This window comes from Arthrobacter halodurans, from assembly GCF_041877255.1.
Classification (GTDB): domain Bacteria; phylum Actinomycetota; class Actinomycetes; order Actinomycetales; family Micrococcaceae; genus Arthrobacter_N; species Arthrobacter_N halodurans.
The window spans coordinates 231,189-248,614 of the sequence record NZ_JBHDLJ010000004.1 but is presented as its reverse complement, the minus strand read 5'-3'; the positions used below and the strand labels follow the sequence as shown (position 1 = coordinate 248,614).

At 69.4% G+C, this 17,426-nt stretch carries 13 protein-coding genes; 2 read left to right on the top strand and 11 right to left on the bottom strand.

What is annotated here, in order from left to right; all coding sequences use genetic code 11:
- Nucleotide 1: 1 nt before the first annotated feature.
- From ACETWP_RS07230 to ACETWP_RS07220, 3 genes are read right to left on the bottom strand one after another with little or no spacing between them, the layout of a single operon-like run.
- On the bottom strand, nt 2-895 hold the full coding sequence (locus ACETWP_RS07230; protein ID WP_373971542.1) for a carbohydrate ABC transporter permease: 894 nt from the start codon (nt 893-895) through the stop codon (nt 2-4).
- Nucleotides 892-1,815 (bottom strand): carbohydrate ABC transporter permease, encoded by a 924-nt coding sequence (locus tag ACETWP_RS07225; protein WP_373971541.1) that lies wholly within the window; start codon nt 1,813-1,815, stop codon nt 892-894. The genes ACETWP_RS07230 and ACETWP_RS07225 overlap by 4 nt, the downstream gene beginning before the upstream one ends.
- 25 nt (nt 1,816-1,840) lie before the next feature.
- A complete protein-coding gene (locus ACETWP_RS07220) occupies nt 1,841-3,142 on the bottom strand; it encodes an ABC transporter substrate-binding protein (RefSeq protein WP_373971540.1) in 1,302 nt (433 codons plus the stop codon).
- Between the two features lie 106 nt (nt 3,143-3,248).
- Here ACETWP_RS07220 and ACETWP_RS07215 point away from each other — a divergent pair, with 106 nt between their 5' ends.
- Nucleotides 3,249-4,490, top strand: a complete 1,242-nt coding sequence (locus ACETWP_RS07215; protein ID WP_373971539.1) for an ROK family protein — start codon at nt 3,249-3,251, stop codon at nt 4,488-4,490.
- 110 nt (nt 4,491-4,600) lie between these two features.
- Here the strand turns inward: ACETWP_RS07215 and ACETWP_RS07210 are convergent, their stop codons facing one another.
- From ACETWP_RS07210 to ACETWP_RS07175, 8 genes are all read right to left on the bottom strand, one after another.
- Entirely contained in the window at nt 4,601-5,758 is a 1,158-nt protein-coding gene (locus ACETWP_RS07210; protein ID WP_373971538.1) for a glutamate--cysteine ligase, read from the bottom strand.
- A gap of 120 nt (nt 5,759-5,878) precedes the next feature.
- Complete coding sequence (locus tag ACETWP_RS07205) at nt 5,879-7,222, bottom strand: cytochrome P450 (RefSeq protein ID WP_373971537.1); 1,344 nt, start codon at nt 7,220-7,222, stop codon at nt 5,879-5,881.
- Complete coding sequence (locus ACETWP_RS07200; RefSeq protein WP_373971536.1) at nt 7,219-8,907, bottom strand: FAD-dependent oxidoreductase; 1,689 nt, start codon at nt 8,905-8,907, stop codon at nt 7,219-7,221. Before ACETWP_RS07200 ends, ACETWP_RS07205 begins: the two co-directional genes overlap by 4 nt.
- 399 nt (nt 8,908-9,306) lie before the next feature.
- Nucleotides 9,307-10,602, bottom strand: a complete 1,296-nt coding sequence (locus ACETWP_RS07195) for an ATP-binding protein (RefSeq protein WP_373971535.1) — start codon at nt 10,600-10,602, stop codon at nt 9,307-9,309.
- Nucleotides 10,603-10,850: 248 nt separating this feature from the next.
- Entirely contained in the window at nt 10,851-12,419 is a 1,569-nt protein-coding gene (locus ACETWP_RS07190; RefSeq protein WP_373971534.1) for an ATP-binding cassette domain-containing protein, read from the bottom strand.
- Nucleotides 12,412-13,251: an ABC transporter permease gene (locus ACETWP_RS07185; RefSeq protein ID WP_373971533.1), complete on the bottom strand. Its 840-nt coding sequence runs from the start codon at nt 13,249-13,251 to the stop codon at nt 12,412-12,414. The genes ACETWP_RS07190 and ACETWP_RS07185 overlap by 8 nt, the downstream gene beginning before the upstream one ends.
- Nucleotides 13,244-14,185 (bottom strand): ABC transporter permease, encoded by a 942-nt coding sequence (locus tag ACETWP_RS07180; RefSeq protein WP_373971532.1) that lies wholly within the window; start codon nt 14,183-14,185, stop codon nt 13,244-13,246. Before ACETWP_RS07180 ends, ACETWP_RS07185 begins: the two co-directional genes overlap by 8 nt.
- Nucleotides 14,186-14,227: 42 nt before the next feature.
- On the bottom strand, nt 14,228-15,775 hold the full coding sequence (locus ACETWP_RS07175; RefSeq protein ID WP_373971531.1) for an ABC transporter substrate-binding protein: 1,548 nt from the start codon (nt 15,773-15,775) through the stop codon (nt 14,228-14,230).
- A 279-nt stretch (nt 15,776-16,054) separates the two neighbouring features.
- On the opposite strand from ACETWP_RS07175, the gene ACETWP_RS07170 reads away from it, so the two are divergent.
- The gene (locus tag ACETWP_RS07170; protein ID WP_373971530.1) at nt 16,055-17,332 is read left to right on the top strand and encodes an MFS transporter; all 1,278 of its coding nucleotides are present in this window, start codon (nt 16,055-16,057) and stop codon (nt 17,330-17,332) included.
- Nucleotides 17,333-17,426 lie beyond the last annotated feature (94 nt).

Here is a 17,426-nt window from a genome sequence, read left to right as displayed (position 1 = left end):
GCTACTTGACGGCGCCCTGGGTGACCCCGGAGAGGACCCAGCGCTGCGTGAAGATGAAGACGACGATCGAGGGTGCCATCGCCATGAGGTAGGACGCGAAGGACACGTGGTAGTTCTCGCTGAACTGCGTCTGGAAGATCTGCTGGATGACGGGCAGCGTCTGCACCGTGGGGTCGGAGATGATCAGCGACGGCATCATGAAGTCGTTCCAGGAGGCCAGGAAGGCGAAGATCCCGACCGTCGCGCTCATCGGCGCGAGCAGCGGGAAGATGATGCGCCAGAACGTCTGCCACGTGTTGGCCCCATCGATCCGCGCGGCCTCGTCCAGCTCGTCCGGCATGTTCCGCAGGAACGTGGTGAGCAGCAGGACGTTGAAGCCGAGGCCGAACATCACGTGCAGGATGCCGACGCCAAGCGGATTGTCCAGGCCCACGATGCCGGTGAGCTTGATCTGGGACAGCGCCAGCACGGGGAACGGCAGGAACATGGCCGCCAGCAGGTAGAAGAACGAGAAGCGGAAGAACCGGCGTTCCCAGTTGACGTGGATGGCGTAGGCGGCGGCGCTGCTGACGAGGATCGCGCCGGCCACCGCGATGGCGGAGACGAACAGCGAGATGGAGAAGCTCACGGGGAAGTCGGTCAGCTCCCAGGCCTCGACGAATCCCTCGACGCTGATCGGGTTGGGCAGGTCGAAGGCCTGTCCCTGAACGGCTTGGGCGCCCGTCTTGAAGGCCATGGAGACCGTCACGAACAGCGGAACGAGCACCGCGAGGGTGCACAGCCCGAGGATGACGGTGAGACGCCAGTTGACGCGGTCCTTCGTCGTCTTGGCCTTGGCGCGCGTGGTGGGCGTGGTGCCGGTGGTGTCGAGGGTGGTCGTTCCCTGGGCGGTCATCGGGCCTGCCCCTTTCCGCGCATCAGGCGCAGCTGGATCATTGCGATCGCGAGTGCAATCAGGAAGAAGATGGTGGCGTTCGCCATCTGGTAGGCGTAGTCGCCCGTGTCGAAGCCGGAGAAGATCGTCATGGCGACCGAGCGCGTCGACGTGCCGGGGCCGCCTCCGGTCAGACCGATGATGACGTCGTAGGCGTTGAGGAAGTTCTTGAAGGTCAGGATCACGTTGATGACGACGTAGCCGGCCATGAGCGGCAGGGTGATGGTCCTGATCTGCTGCCACGCGCTGGCGCCGTCGAGCGAGGAGGCCTCGTAGAGTTCGCGCGGTATGGCGACGAGGCCGGCGATGTAGATCAGCATGGTGCCGGGGATGGCCTGCCACGCCGTGACCAGCACGATCGACAGCCAGGCGAGGTCCGGGTTGGCGAGGATGCTCTCCTCGAGCGGCCCGAAGCCGACCGCCTGGGCGGCCGCCGGCAGCGACTTGGAGAACAGGAAGTTGAAGACGTAGGCGATGATGATCGCCGAGACCACCATGGGGATCACGAACACCGCGCGCAGGAAGACGCGGGCGCGGATCCGCGAGGTGAGGCCCACGGCCAGCAGGAAGGCGATCAGGTTGGTCACCACAACGGTCACCGCCGCGAAACCGAGCGTGAAGCCGTAGGAGGCCAGGATGGCCGGGTCCGTCAGCATCAGCGCGTAGTTCGCGAACCCGACGAAGTCCCATTCGCCGTAGCCGACTGAGTTGGTGAAGCTGAAGAAGATGCCCATGGCGGCCGGCAGGGTGATGAAGAGGGTGAAGGCGGCGACGGCGGGCAACAGGAAGAGATAGTGCGTGCGGTCGACGCGGCGCGTTGGCCTGGGAGGCAGGGGGGCCTGCACCGTGGGCGTGGGGACGGGGGTGGTGGTCAGAGCCATGTCGGGGGTCCTTGGCGGTCGCGGGTCAGGAGCGCCGGGCCAGGCGGGCCCAGTCGGCGTCGAGGGTGCGGAGCGTGTTCTCGAGGTCGGCGCCGAAGACGATCGCCTGCGAGTAGCTCTCGAACGGGATGGTGCGGGGAATGCCCTGGGACGCGCCTTGGTAGAACGCGCCCCGGTCCACGTACGGCTGCATTTCCAGGAGTCGCTCGTCCTCGACGGGCGGCGCGTCCTTCCTGACGCCGAAGCCGAGGGCGTGGGCGTTGTAGGCGTCCTGCACCTGCGGCCGCGTCAGGAACCCCAGCAGCGCCCGGGCCTCCTCCTGGCGGTCGGACTTCTCCGGGATCCAGAGCGAAAGGTCCAGGTTGACGCGCACCTTGTTGTCGGCCGGGTCCTCCGTCATCGGCAGCGGGAACGTGCCCACGCGGATGTCCGGATTGAGCTTCTCCAGCTCGGTGAGCGCCCAGGGCCCCTGCATGTACATCGCCGCCCCGCCGTTCGCAAAGGCCACGTTGCCGTCGCCGTACTTGCGGCCGGCGGCGTCGGAGTTCGAGTAGGCGGCGATCTCCAGCATCTTCTCGAGCGGCTCGCGGAACACCCGGCTGAAGGAGACGGGGGAGTCCGGCGTGACGTCGGCTCCCTGCTCCCGCATCTTCCGGTAGAAGTCGATCACGTCCACCATGCCGCCGATCGAGTAGTCGACCAGGCCCTGCATGACGGTCCACGCGTCGCCGAAGGTGCTGTAGACGGGCGTGACGTCGGCGGCCTCGAACGTCTTGCAGGCGGCGATCAGCTCGCTGTACGTGGTCGGGACCGCGACGCCGTGCTTCTCGAACAGGTCGCGGTTGTAGATGACGGACGCGGCCATCATCGAGTACGGAAGCACGGACGTGCGGCCGGGGAACGCCGGGTACAGGTCCACGAGATCCTGGACCAGCGTGGACACGGCCTGCGTCTGCGGAAGGTCCGAGAGGTCCGAGAGCTCGCCGCGCGCCTGGAAGTTCGCCATCTCGTAGTTGTAGTTCAGGCATCCGAGGTCCGGCGGGTCGTTCCGCACGAAGGTGCCGGCGAGGCCGCCGAGGCTGCCGCCGATCTCGTGGATGGGACGGATGCCGGGGTTTTCCGCGGCGAAGTCCCGGAGCAGATCCGCGAAGTAGGGGATGACCTCCGGCTTGGACTGGAAGAAGCGGACCTCCGGGGCGGCCGAGGCCGCGCCGCCACACCCCACCATCCCGAGCGCGGCGGCCCCGCCGAGCCCGGCCAGGAAGGCGCGCCGCGAGGTGGAGCCCGTGGGCCGGTGTGGAGCGCCGGGTGGCAGCCGTCTGAGCATTCTTCGTCTCCTTGGTGTGAGCGTGGGCGCGGGGTGGTGTGACCGGCGCCACAGGAAGTCGTAGATAAATTAGCACGTAAATTTATGCGCGTCTATAATCCTCTTCATGAAGAGCGTCGAGGGAATTCGGGCCGGTCACCTCGCGACGAGGCGCGGCGAGCCGCGGGTGTACGACGGCGGCGCGCCCTCGCCGCGGGTCGGCAGCGCGCGCCGCATCCTCGCTGCCGCCTGGTCCGGGAACGCGCTCACGGCGGCCGACCTGATGGCGGCGACGGGCCTGACCCGCGCGACGGTCCTCGCGGTCTGCAAGGACCTGGTCTCCGGTGGCTGGCTGGCCGAGCTCGCCAACGCGCGCGAGGCCGGGGACTACGAGAAGGGCCGTCCCGCGCGCCGGTACGCGTTCCGCCCAGAGTGCCGCTACGTGGTGGGGGTCGACGCGGGAGCGCACTCCATGACGGCCGCCGTCGCCGACCTGGCCGGCGCCGAACTCGCGCGGCTGCGGCGCGCGGCGGACCCGGAGGCCTCCGGCGCGGAGCGCCGCGCGGAGCTCGAGTCCCTCGTGCTGGACGTGCTGGCCAACGCCGACGTCGACCCCGAACGGGTGTCCGCGCTCGTGGTCGGAGTGCCCGCTCCCGTGGACGCGGCGGGCGAGTCTCCCAACGACGAGCTGGACAACTTCTGGAGCCGCATGAACCCCGGATTCGTCGACGTCTTCGCGGACCGTGACTGGGACGTCGTCGTGGACAACGACGCGAACCTGGCCGCCCTCGCGGAACACGCGAGCGGGACGGACGCCGGCGTGCGGGCCTACGCGACGCTGCTGTCCGGAGAAAGGTTCGGCTCCGGCGTCGTCATCGACGGGCAACTCCTGCGCGGACCGCGCGGTGCGGTGGGGGAGCTGCGCGTCCTGGACCTCGTGGGTGGCGTGGATTCGGCGTTGGGCCTGGCACACCAGGCGCGGGTCGAGCTGGTGCGCGCCGCCGACGAGGGCCGGCTCGTGGGGATGCTGGCGGCCTGCCCGACGGGGGAGCCGGAGGCCAGGCAGGTCTTCGCGGCCGCCGAGGAGGGCGACCCGCTCGCGCTCGAAATCGTCGACGTCCTCGCGCGGCGCCTCGCCCCGGTCGCCATGCTGTTGTCCGGCATGCTGGACCTGGAGCGGATCATCATCGCCGGCGCCATCGCCCCCGCCATCGCGCCGGTGCTCAAGCGCACGCGCGAGCTCATGGGGCGGGGCAGCACCCTGTCTTGGGCGGATTTGGTGGCCTCCGAACACGGCGACGGCGTGGTGTTGCTCGGCGCCGTGCAGTCGGCGATCACGCTGGTCCGCGCGGGCGCCTTCGCGAACTAGCCCGCGGGCGCGTTCCCGCTGCGGGGGCGCCTGAGACCCCGTTGTGTCTGGCAAGGGCCACCGGGAACCGGACGGGGGCGTGCGGCTGGAGGTCGCAGGGCCTCCGCCTGTCAGAGCTCCGGAAGGTCCTGTTTCCGCTGGTTGGTTTCCCGACCATCGCGTGCCGCCACGATGGTCGGGGCGCGGTGTGTTGCCTCGAGGGCGGCGCACACCACGTCCCCCAAGTCGTTGCCGACGCCGTAGGCGTCGCGCTGGTGTCGGGCGCCCGTCCCGTGGGCGAGCATGTCGGCGATGACCGTCTCCACCGTTCGTTCCTCCGCGTACTCGGCCAAGACCGGGCGCACCAAGTCCAGGAGCTGCGACACCACGGCTTCGGCGGCACGGGGGATCCCGGTGGTCGGGTCCACGAGGTTGGTGTCGAGGCCGTAGCGGCTGGCCTGCCAGGTCCACGTCCGCAGCACGGCCGCGGACACTGCGGGTGCCTCGGTTCCGGTGTGCCAGGCCCTGGCGCCGGTTTCGACGAGCGCGCGGACGATCGCGGCGATCGCGGCGGCGTGTTCGACGTCCAGACAAACGTCGGCAACCCGGACCTCCAGGGTTGGATAGCGCTCGGACAGACGGGCATCGAAGTAGAGCATGCCGGGATCCAGCGCCACCCCGCTCGCGAGCACGGCCTGGAGGTGGCCGTCGTAGGCGGCGGCCGACCCGAACGTCTCCGCGGGACCGGCGGTGGGCCACCGCGACCAGACCTGGTAGCGGTAGCTGGCGTACCCGCTGTCGGCGCCGTTCCAGAACGGGGAGTTCGCGCTCAGCGCCAGCAGGACCGGGACCCAGACGCGGATGCGGTCCAAGACCGCGACGCCCTCCTCCCGGGATTCCACGGCAACGTGGACATGGAAGCCGCACGTGAGCTGCTCGTCCGCGACGAGGCGGAACTGCTCCCTGATCCGTTGGTGCCGCGGCTTCGGAACCAGGTGCGGGGTGACGGGGCCCGGGGCCGTGGGTAGGGCCACGGCCCGTCCCCCGATCGTGGCGGCGGCCCCGTCGGCCAGCGCGCGGCCCCAGCGGATCGCCTCAAGCTGTCCCGCCAGGGTGTGCTGGGGTGGGCAGTCGATTTCGATTTGTTCCTGCTGCAGCTCCAGGGTCAGCCGGTGCCCGCTGCCGCCGGCTCGTTCTTCCAAGGGCACGTCCCACGTCCCAGCCGGCATGGGCACCAGCGTCGTTGCGTCCACGAGCAACAGCTCCTCCTCCACCCCGAACGTGCGCATCGGATTGCCTTCCCGTCGTGCCCCGTGTGGTTGGTTCCGCAGTATGCCCGCGCGCCGCCGGACGGCGCGGCGGCTCGATGCCGCCCCGACGGGCCGCGTGCTGGCCTCCAGCACCGTGCCTCACCGGGGAAGTCCTCGCGCGGGACCTGTCTGGGCGTCGGTGCCCGCCGGGGAGGGATGGGATTCCGCAGGTGTCGGCGGTGGTGGTCCGGGGCCCGGCCGGCCGTGCTCTTTCCCGGCGACGCCGTCGATGTCCAGTGGCAGGTGGGATGGTCCACGGAGAAAGGGGCTCGGCCGGTAGGGCGGGGGATCGGCGACCAGGCGCGGGTTCCGGATCCTGCCGGCGAATTCGGTGAGGGCGATCTGGGCTTCCAGCCGGGCCAGTGGCGCGCCGAAGCAGAGGTGGATGCCGCCTCCGAAGCCGAGGTGTTGGTTGTTGCGCCGCTCCGGGATGAACAGGTCGGGGTCGGTGAAGTGGGCGGGGTCGCGGTTGCCCGCGGCCAGGAGCAGCGTGAGCGAGGATCCTGCGGGGATGGTCGTGCCGGCGATGTCGATGTCGTCGAGGGCCGTGCGGAAGGGGACGAAGTGCACGGGCGGTTCGTAGCGCAGCAGCTCCTCGACCATCGGGATCGCCAGGTCGGGGTCGCTGCGCAGCATTTGGAGCTGGTGCGGGTGGCGGAGCAGGGTCAGTGCGCCGTTGGAGATGAGATTCACGGTGGTTTCGTGTCCGGCAATGAGCAGGAGCAGACCGGTGCTCACCAGTTGCTCTGCCGGCATGCGGCCTTCCGGGCCGTCGTCGGTGGCCATCGCCGAGAGCAGGTCGTTGCCCGGTGACTTCCGGTGGGCTTCGACCAGCTCTTCCATGTAGGCCCCCAGTTCCGTTCCGGCCTCGGCCCGCTTTTTCTGCTGGGTTTCGGGATCCAGGCCGGGGTCGGTGGACTGCAGGGCGACGTCCACCCAGACCCGGAAGCGCCGTTCGTCGCCGGGTGGCACGCCAAGAAGTTCGCAGATCACGGTGACGGGCAGCGGATATGCCAAGTCGTCGACAACGTCGATCCGGTTGCGGTCCGCCATGCCGTCGATCAGTTCGGCGACGATTTCCCTCATCCTCACCTCCATTCCGGCGACCCGGCCCGGCGTCGTGGGCGGTCCGAAGTGCCGCATGGCGATCCGTCGAAACCTGTCGTGGTCCGGCGGGTCCATGCTCAGGAACGTCGGTGACATGCCGGGGCCGTCCAGGTCGTCCCCGGTTGCGCCCGCCGCGGCCGCGGCCGGGTTGCGGCTGATGTCGGAGCTGACCCGCGGGTCGTGCAGCAGCGAGGCGATCTCGGCGTAGGTGCTCACGACGTAGGTCCCGTCCGGAAGCTTCGTCACGGGAGTCCTGCGGAGCTCGGCGTGGAACGGGTAGGGGTTGGCCCTGTTGGAGTAGTCCAGGACCTGCTCCCAGGCGCTGGCCGCGGTCATGGCAGTGTCCCCTCTGAACGTCGTGCGGTTTCCGTCGGCCCCCGCGGGGGTGTGTCGTCTGCGGACGGACGGGTCAACCCGGCGCGGAGTTGATGGGGATCTTGACCGGTCGTGACGACGGTCGCGGCCCGGGCGGGGCTGGCCACCGGCCGGAACCCCGCCGGCACGGGCTGGGCATCGGATGGCTCATCGACATGCCGGAACGACGGCGGGAAGGGTGCGGCTTGCTCGATCAACGGTTCGTAGAACCCGAGCCACTTGCTCTGGTTGAAGGCGACCGCCGCCACGGTCCGGCCCCTGCGGCCATAGACGGCCACGAAGCGTCGGCGGGCCACCGATCCCTGGACGATGGCAACCTCGTCGGCCGCCGAGGGCACCCCGACGCTCTTGATGTCGGTGCCGAACTGGACCGACCAGAATTTCGGGACCGCCAAGTGAATCCACCGTTCGGTCTCGCCGCTGACCATGTTGTGCGCCGCGACCTCAGCCTGGGACACGGCGTTGCCCCAGTGCTCGACGGCGAGGAATTCGTCGCCGAGCATCGACTGCGGGGCACGCGCTATGTCGCCCGCGACGAACACGTCGTCGGTGACCAGGCCATTCGCGTCGAAGGCACGGCAAGCGGCATCGCAGGCGACGCCCCCTACGCCGGACGACAAGCCGGAGCCCGCGAGCCATTCGACGTTGCGGACGGCGCCCAGCGCTGCGACCGCAACGTCGATCTCGAGTCTTGTGCCATCGGAGAGCACGGCGCGGCGCAGTTGGCCGGCGGCATCACCCTCGAGGGACGCGACCCGGACGCCGCAACGCAGATCGACGCCCGCCTCGATCTGAAGCCCCCCGGCTATCGCACCAATCGTTGCGCCGAGGGCCCCGACGAGCGGTTCCGGCCCTGCCTCCGCTACGGTCACCGGGAGACCGATGTCGCGACAGACCGAAGCGACTTCGCAGCCGATGAACCCGGCGCCGATCACCAGCACCCGCCGGGGTCGCCCTGCGAGGAGCTGCCGTAGCCTTGCTGCGTCCTCCCGGGTGCGCAACGTCAGAACTCCCGCCAGTGCCGCCTCCGTAGCGTTGGGCCAGGGGCGGGCCCGCAGGCCGGTGGCGATCAACAACCTGTCGAATCCGATCCGGCCGCCGTCGGCGAGATGGAGCTGCCTCGCGGCCAAGTCCAAGCCGGTCGCCGCCACGCCCAGCCGCCATGTGGCGTCGATGTCACGGTGGCGAGGCAGCGAGGAATCTGCCGACCGCGTCCGGCCGGCCAAGAGCTGCTTGGACAGCGGCGGCCGGTCGTATGGCTCGTGTGGTTCCTCGCCAACCAGCGTCAGCGATCCGCTGAACCCTTCCGCTCGCAGCCGCTCCGCCGCGCGCAGTCCCGTCAGGGATGCTCCAACGATGACGATTCGTCCTGACTTCTTGAACGCGCCCCCGCCGTTCCCGACGATATCGGCCCTCCCTGGCTCTGTCCCCGGAGGCCGCGATCCGTCCGCGCCGTCCATCCGTTCGAGCGTGATTGCCTGAACCGGACACGCAGCGGAGGCCCGCAGAATCCTGGTGAGCTGGGTTGCATCGGGATCGGGGTCGTAGGTCAGGGCTTCGTCCCCGTGGATGGTGAAGACGTCCGGGGCGAGAAAGGCGCATTGGGCGTAGCCCTGGCATCTGTTGAGGTCGACGACGAGCCTCATGCCGAACCTTTCCCTCTTGCCGGCCGGGGCGGGCCGTCCGCCGGCGGGCCGGCCATTCTTTCCGTGGACCGCGGTGTCCCCGGTTCTGCTGGCACTTGCGGGACACTGGGCCGGACCCGGAAGCAGGGGCCCGGATTGGATTTCCGGGCGAGTGGATTGAGTCTAGGCCCCGCGGGAGGGCGGCGGAAGAGAGACCTGTGACCGGATGACGCGAGGCATCGACCGCCGACGGCGCGAGGCATCGACTGCCGACGGAAGGTGCCCCTCGGGAGGCAAGGCGCGAGAAACCCACAGCAGGCCTGCATGCGTGCCGGCGAAGTCGAGGATCCTGTACTGGCCGGGGCCGCGGACGGGAACAGGGCAGGGAATGGACCTCCACTGCGGGTGGCCTTCCGCGGGCTACATCCGGCCCAGGGCCTCGATGTCCTCGAGGAACCCCTCGTGGACTTCCTTGCTGACCGTGGTGCGGGTGTCGGCGATCGCGTCGAGGTAGTCCTGGGTGGCCGGTCCCTTCCGCGCCTCGCTTCCCGTGCTTGCGCCGTCGTCGTACACGGCCTTTTCCAGCGCGCGCTGGGAGGCGCTTCGGGCCGCGTACTCGATGTCCGCGGGGGAGAAGCCGTCGGTGCGGCCCACCAGCAGCTCCACGTCCACGCCGTCCACCACGGCGGCGGGGATAAAGCGCTGCCACATGGCCTCTCGGGCCCGGCCGTCCGGCAGTCCGATCGGGATGACGTAGTCGAAGCGGCCGTGGCGCAGGAACGCCGAGTCCAGGGCGCGGATGAAGTTCGTGGCGCAGACCAGCAGGCGGCCGGGCTGTTCGCGGAACGCCGGGATGATCTTGAGCAGCTCGTTGGTGACGCCCTGCAGCGGCGACGGCGGTTCGCCCGAACGCTGGGAGGCGATCTCCTCCACTTCGTCGATGAAGACGACGGCGTGCTCCAATTCCGCGATCTCCAGGAACGTCTCCCGGAGCGCGCCGGCCAGTCCCTGCGGATCGGAGGCGAGCCGCGAGGGGAACACCTCCACGAACGGCCACTCCAGCCGGGACGCGATCGCCTTCGCGAAGGTCGTCTTGCCGGTGCCGGGCGGGCCGAAGAGGACAACGGCGCGCGGCGGAACCACGCCGAATTCGTCCGCGAGATCGGCCTCGGCGAGGGGCAGGACCAGGCGTCGTTCCAGCAGCTCCTTCTCGTTGCGCATGCCCGCCACGTTTTCCCAGAGGTCGCGCGCGAGGATTCGGCCGCCCAGCAGGCCGAGGGGCTCGAGCTCCTGGCGCTGGACCGGGATCTTCCGCTCGAAGTAGCGCAGGTTCTGCTTCAGGACGAAGCCGCGGTCAAGGAACGCATCCACCCGGGTCTCTGCTTCCGGCATGAGCGCGGAGAGCTTGTTGAGTCCGTGCGGGGCCATCCGGTTTTCGACGGCGGAGAGCAGCGAGGTGCCGATCCCGCGGCCCCGGTATTCCGGCAGGGTGGCCAGGAAAACGATCCAGCCCTGGTCGTGCGCAGCGCGCCCGACGGCGGCGCCCACCACCTGGTCGCCCTGGACCGCGACGACGGCGTGGTCCTTTTCGCAGGAGGCCAGCACCTCGGAGAGCGCGTAGACCGGCTCGACATCGGTGGCCTTAAGGGATTCCCAAAGATGCAGGATCCCGTCCAGATCGGCCGAATGGAAATCCCTGATTCGCCAGTTGGTCATGCCGCGACTCCCTTTCTGGAGCTTCCTCTCGATCCAGACCGCCCGCCCTGGGGACGCGCCCCACTGGCTGGTGATTCGGTTCCTGGTGTTGACCACTGTTCTCCATTTCCGCATGTCCCACTAGGGGAATGCGCGTGAAGGAACGGCGCTTCTTCGCGTTGCCGCAAAAAAGCGCCGTTCAGCACCGGTTGCGCGCGCAGCCTGAGGACGCTGTCTGCCCGGCCCGAGGGACGTGGGACGCGTGCTGACTAGCGCCGGACAGGAAGCGACGCGGCGACCAGTTCCCGGCTGTGTCCGTGCTGGGGGTCGGCAAAGAAGTCGCGGGTCTCGGCCACCTCCACCAGGGAGCCTTGGAACAGCACGGCCACCCGGTGGCACATGTACCGGATGACGTTCATGTCGTGCGAGATCATGACCAGGGACAGCCGGTGCTCCGCGTGAAGCCGCAGCAGCAGTTCCAGGATCCTGCGCTGCGAGACCGTGTCCAGGGCGGACGTCGCCTCGTCGCAGATCAGCACCCGCGGCTCCAGGAGCAGTGCCCGTGCGATCGTGAGTCGCTGCAGCTGCCCGCCGGAACACTCGCGGGGGTACCGGGCCAGGAATTCGGGCCCCAGTTCCACTTCCCGCAAGACGCGGAGGATGCGCCCGGCGCGGTCCGCGGCGGTGCCGGGACGATGCAACAGGGGCGCCTCCAGGCTGGACCGCAGGGTCATTCGGGGGTCGAAGGAGTCGTGTGGTTCCTGGAACACCAGCTGCACCCCGGTCTCTGTGCCTTCCGTGGGCGAGCCCTCCGGCGTCCGCCGGTCGATGATGCCGCCGTCCGGTGTCTCGAGACCGACGACGAGCCTGGCGAGCGTGCTCTTCCCGGATCCCGATTGCCCCAGGACGCCGAGGATCTCCCCCTGCCGGAGACTGAGCGAGACCCGGTCCAGGGCGGGCCGGCCTTGTGACGCCTTGGCGAAGCGCTTGGTGACGGCGTCGAGGGAGAGCACGGTGGCGGCCGACTGTTCCGGCGCGCGTTTGGCGGACGGCGCGAGGGTGGACGCCTCGAGCAGGTTCCGGGTGGCGATGCACTGGGGAGCCGGAAGCACCATGGCGGTCGGCCCGGACTCGACAACGCGGCCTGCCTCCATGACGAGCACCCGGTCGGCGAAGCGGGCGACGGACGCAAGATCGTGGGTGATGTACAGGACGCCCAGTCCGCGGTCCCTCCGTTCCCGGTCGATCAGCTCCATGACCTGCCGCTCGAGGACCTTGTCGAGGGAGGACGTCGGTTCGTCGGCCAGCAGCAGTTCCGGCTGCCCGGCGAGGGCGACGGCGGCCATCGCGCGCTGCGCCATCCCCCCCGAGAGCTGATGGGCGTACGAGCGTGCGCAACGCTCCGGATCCTCCAGTCCCACTTCGGCCAACAGCTCGAAGGAGCGGTCTCGGGCGGCCTTGCCACGCAGTCCGCGGTGGAGCCGCAAAGGCTCGCCGATGTGGCTGGCAATGGTGCGGCGGGGGTTGAACATGCGCTTCGGTTGCTGGAACAGCATGCCGATCCGGCCCCCGCGCACCCGGTTGAGCTCGGCGTCGCCGGCGCCTCCGAGGTCAGTCCCGCCCAACCGGATCGAGCCGGAGTCGACCCGCACCTGCGGCGGCAGCAATCCCATGACGGCCATCGCGGTCAGGGTCTTGCCGCTGCCGGACGGTCCCACCAGCGCGACGAACTCGCCCGGCGCGACGGTGACGTCGACCCCGGACAGGAGGCTGCGGTCCGCCGTCCGGAGATCCCGGCGCGCGAGGTGCAGCTGCTCGATCACCAGGCCCTCACGCATCCTGCGCGCTCCGGGTGTCCGCGGCGGGGAGGCGGTTGCCGGCGCCCTTTGCAACGTGCTGCCCGATCACCGTGACGCACAGCGCGACGGCGAAGATCGCCAGGCCGGGCGCAAGGATGGTCAGCGGGGAGCGCAGAGCAAAGGGCTGCGCCGCGGCAAGCATGGAACCCCAGTCCGACTGTGGGGGCTGAACACCGAGGCCCAGATAGGACAGGGCGCCGACGGTGATGAGGAATTGCCCGAAACGCAGCGTCGCCTGTCCCAGGAGCGGTCCCGCGAGATGCGGCAGAATGTGGCGCCGGATGATGAACCCCGGCGAGCACCCGAGGACGCGGGAGGCCTCGATGAAGCCGCGGGCGGCGACGTCGTAGGTCAGTGCGCGGGCCAGCCGGGCGAAGGGCGTCCACCCGGTCAGGGTCAGCGCCAGGAGCAGTGCTGGAAAGCCGCTGCCCATCATGGCGACCAGGAAGAGCGCCACCACCATCTCCGGTATCGCCAGGAACACGTCGTTGGTTCGCGTGAGAAACTCGTCGAGCCAACCGCCGCGGCGCGCGCTGAGCACGCCGACGGCCGTCCCTATCGCCCCTGTGAGCACGGTGGCGAGCGCGGCGACCGTGAGGGAGAAGCGGCCGCCCTCGAGGAGCCTGCTGAACGTGTCGCGCCCCAAATGGTCGGTGCCCAGCCAATGTTGGGGACTGGCGGGGGACAGGCGGGCGGAGAGGTCCTGCCCGGCCGGGTCGTAGGGCGCGATCCACGCGGACAGGGCGACGGCCGCGACCACGATGGCCAGGATCGAGGCCGCCGCCAGGACGGAAGCGGGGCGGCTACGCATGGTGGCTCCTGAGTCGCGGGTTGAGGATCCTGTGGAGCAGGTCGGCGGCGGTGGTCAGGGCGACGGCCAGCGCGACGACGACGACGACGCCGCCCTGCGCGAGGGGGATGTCGCTGTTCAGCACTCCGTCGTAGAGCAGGCGGCCCATGCCGGGGATCGCGAAGATGACCTCGACGATCACGGATCCGCCCAGCAGGCCGGCGAACCACACGGCGGCCAGGGTGGTCAGGGGAAGGAGGCCGTTGGGGACGACGTGCCGCAGCACGGTCCGGGCATGGCCGAGGCCGCGGGCGCGGGCCGCGACGACGTGCTCCGAGCCGAGCGCGTCGAGCACCCCCTCGCGCACGGCCGACGTGAAGTAGCTGGTGGGCCGCAGGGCGAGCACGGCGACGGGCAGCACCGCGGACGCGGGTCCGGCCCATCCGGCGGAGGGCAGGACGGAGAGGTTGAGCGCGAAGACCAGCACCAGCAGCGGCGCCAGCCAGTACTCGGGAATGGCGATGAATGCCTGCGTCACCATGGTGATGAGGCGGTCGATCAGGCTGCCCTCCCTGAGTGCGGCCGCGGTTCCCAGCACGATGGACACGAGAGCCGCGACGGCTAGGGCGGCCACCACCAGACTCAGGGTGACCCATAGGGCCGGCAGGACCTGCTCGGACACCGGCGTGCGGCTGGTGTAGGACAGTCCCATGTCGCCGCGGACGAACCGTCCCAGCCACCGCAGGTACTGCACCAGGAGGGGGTCGCCGATGCCGAGCTCGGCGGTGAGTGCCTGCACCGTGGAATCGTCGACAAGCTCACCGGCGACCCGGGAGCGGATGATCTTGCGCGCCGGGTCCCCGGGTGTGACGTAGGGGACCAAGAAGACCACCAAGGACGCCAGGAGGACGGAGGCCACCAGTGCGGCCGTCCTCTTGGCCAGGAAAACCATCACGCGCGGTGCCCTCTCGGGGCACGCTGGCCGGCACCCACGGGGTTAGGAACCGGACTTGCTGGTTTCCGCGCGAACAACATAGCGGGACAGCGGATCCTGCGTGTGGTTTCCGACGGCCGTGCGGGCGGCGTCGATGGCCTGCTCGTTCACGAGCCAGACGTTCACCGCCTGCTCCTGGAGGATCTTGCCCGCCTCCCCGTAGAGCCGGTAGCGTTCCTGCGCGTCGGCGGTCTCTGATGCCTGTGCCACCAGCTTGTCGTAGTCCTCGTCGCAGAAGTGGCTGAGGTTGTACCCGCCGTCGCACGTGTAGTCCGCGGACAGGAAGCCGATGGGATCCGCGATGTCGATCAGGCGGTTGCGCTGGCTGAGCACCATGTCGTAGTCGCCGGCCAACAGGTCTGGTTCGACGGCGGCGTACTCCGCGGTCCGGATCTCCACCGGCACGCCGACGGCTTTGAGGTTCTCTTGGATGACGGTCGCCACGTCCGCGAACTCTGCACGTTCCACGATCGCGATGATCTCCAGCGGGCGGTCGGCCGTGTATCCCGCCTTGGACAGCAGTTCACGCGCGACGGCGACGTCCTGGACCGGCGTGGGAGCGTCATCGGCGGCCCACGGTTCCGACGGGGCGAACGGGCCGTTGGCGGGCAGCGCTGCTCCCTCGTAGACGCTGCTGGCCAAAGCATTCAGGTCGATGGCGGCGCCGACCGCCTTGCGGACGTCGACGTCGTCGAACGGCGCCCGGCCGTTGTTCATGTACAGGGTCGCGGTCCTGGGCGAGTCGGCTTTGAGGACCTCGACGTCCGTCGCCGCCTCAAGCGCCGAGAGGCTGGAGACGGGGACGGACAGGGAGATGTCCGCCTCCCCGGTCTGCACCTGGGTCGCCCGGGTCGCGCCGTCCGTGATGAAGCGGACCTCCGCCCCGGCGAGCTGCACCTCCCCGCCCCAGTAGTCCGCGTTGCGGTCCAGCGTCACGGACTGCTTGGGCTTCTCCGACACCGCCACAAACGGGCCGGTGCACGTCCCGAACGGATCCACGGTTTTGCCCGCGAAGGCGGACGGGGACAGGATCCCCGTGTTGACGCTTGCCAGCCGGTAGGGCACCAGTGGGCTCGCGGAGGGGGTGGTGATCCGCACCGTGCGCGCGTCGGTGGCCTCGACGTCGCTGACCACGGTGGGGTTGAACGCGCGGGCCGGCACGTCGGCGTCGAGCACATGGCGCAGGGACGTCACGACGGCGTCGGCGGTGAGCGGGGTTCCGTCTTGGAACCTCACCCCGTCGCGGAGGGTGAACTCCCATTCGAGGTCGGACACCTGCTTCCACTCCGTCGCGAGCGATGACACGACCTTGCCCTCCGACTCGTCGTAGCGGGTGAGGGTCTCGAGGCAGCCGGACAGAGACAGGATGTAGGCCGCGTCGCTTTCCAGCGCCCAGTCGGCGACGGGGGCGCGGAAGTTGTCCACGACGATCCGCTGGTTGGCGCCGGCCGTTGTCGGCGCTCCGCCTTCGGGGGCGTTGAAGCCGCATCCTGTCAACGCCACGAGAGCCGCCAGCCCCAAGGCCAGGGTCGAAGGGAAGGATGCGCGCACAGAAACCACCTTGATTCGGGGCCCGCAACAACTCGCGGGTGGGGGAGCGGCCGCTGATGGCCATGAAGAAGCTTAGGCCAGCCTTAGCTACTCCGTCGACTTTGGCGTATGCCGGGGTGTCATAATCCTCGTCACTCGGAAATTCTCGCCGCGGGCACCCGTCGTTGACGATTGCGCACGGTGGGTCAAGGTAGGGGAAACTCTAAGCAACCCGAAATTGAGGGGACCGGCGCGGAGGTTTCCATGTCGACGCGCACCCCGTGACCCAGGAGCTGGTGGATGCCGTTTCGTGCCTACTCGCCGGAGACGCGCACGCTTCTGGGAGCACAACTGGTGTTCAACCTTGGCTTCTACGCCGTAGTCCCGTTCATGGCCGGCGCCATGCGTTCCGACTTCGGTTGGGGGGCGGCGGCGATCGGGCTGGTGCTGGGGGCACGCACGTTCAGCCAGCAGGGCATGTTCCTCTTTGGCGGGATGCTCGCGGACCGGTGGGGCGCACGACGGTCCATCCTCGCCGGCTGCCTGGTGCGCATTGGTGGCTATGGCACGTTGCTCGCGGCCTCGGATCTGCCGCTGTTCCTCCTTGGCGCAGTGCTCACCGGGGTGGGCGGGGCCCTCTTTTCGCCGGCGCTGCAGGCACGGCTGGCCGTGGCGGACAGGACCACGGAAGTCAACCCCAAGCGGAACTCCGTCTTCGTGTGGTTGGCGATCACCGGAGAAGCCGGTGCCGTGCTCGGCCCCTTGCTGGGGACCGCGCTTCTGGGATGGGGTTTCGATGCCGCCCTCGCCGCCGGGATCGGGATTTTCGCGGTCATCACCGTCCTGCTGTGGTGGCGCCTGCCACCGGACAAGACGCACGGGGACGGCGCTGCGGGACGCTCCCCGGCTTCACTCCGCCCCGCCGGCGGGTGCCTGCGCGATCGACGATTCCTCGCCTTCTGTCTCCTGGCTTCGGTCAACCTCTTGGCCTACAACCAGTTGTATTTCGCGGTTCCCGTCGAGCTGGACCGGCGCGGTCTGGGGCAGGCATGGATGGGCGGGTTGTTCCTGTTGGCCTCGGTCCTTACCCTTGCCCTGCAGCTGCCAGTGGCCGCGGCGTCACGCAGGATCGGTCCGGGACCCACTCTTTCGGCCGGCTTCGCCTTGCTGGCCGTGGCCTTCGCGGTCGCGGCCGCCACATCGGTGGATCCCGAGGGTCCGCCGAGCACGTCGTTCGCGCCGATCGCCGCGGTCGTCGCGTTTCTGGTGCTGGGACACATGGCCATCACGCCCATGATCCTGGCGCTCGTGCCCGACTACTTTCCACGGGGCCTCTCCGCCGGACTGGGGGCGGGGTACGGGCTGGTCGCTACGAGCGGAGGCGTCGCGGTGTTGGCGGGCAACATGGTGCTGGGTCGTCTGGTGGACGCCACCGAACGGCACCAGTGGTGGCCAGGTACGCCATGGGTACCGCTGGTGATGGTCGCCTTGATGTCCGCCCTGGCACTGCCGCGCGTGCTGCCCGCTCAGCCCGCAGCCAAGGCGTCCCTCCCAGCGGGAACAACAACGGCGACGTGAGATAGTCCTGAGTGTCCGCACCCATCTCGCGATATTTCGCTTGGTTGACACGTCATGTGCGGCTTTGTCGGCGTCCCGATGAGGATCGGTGGCC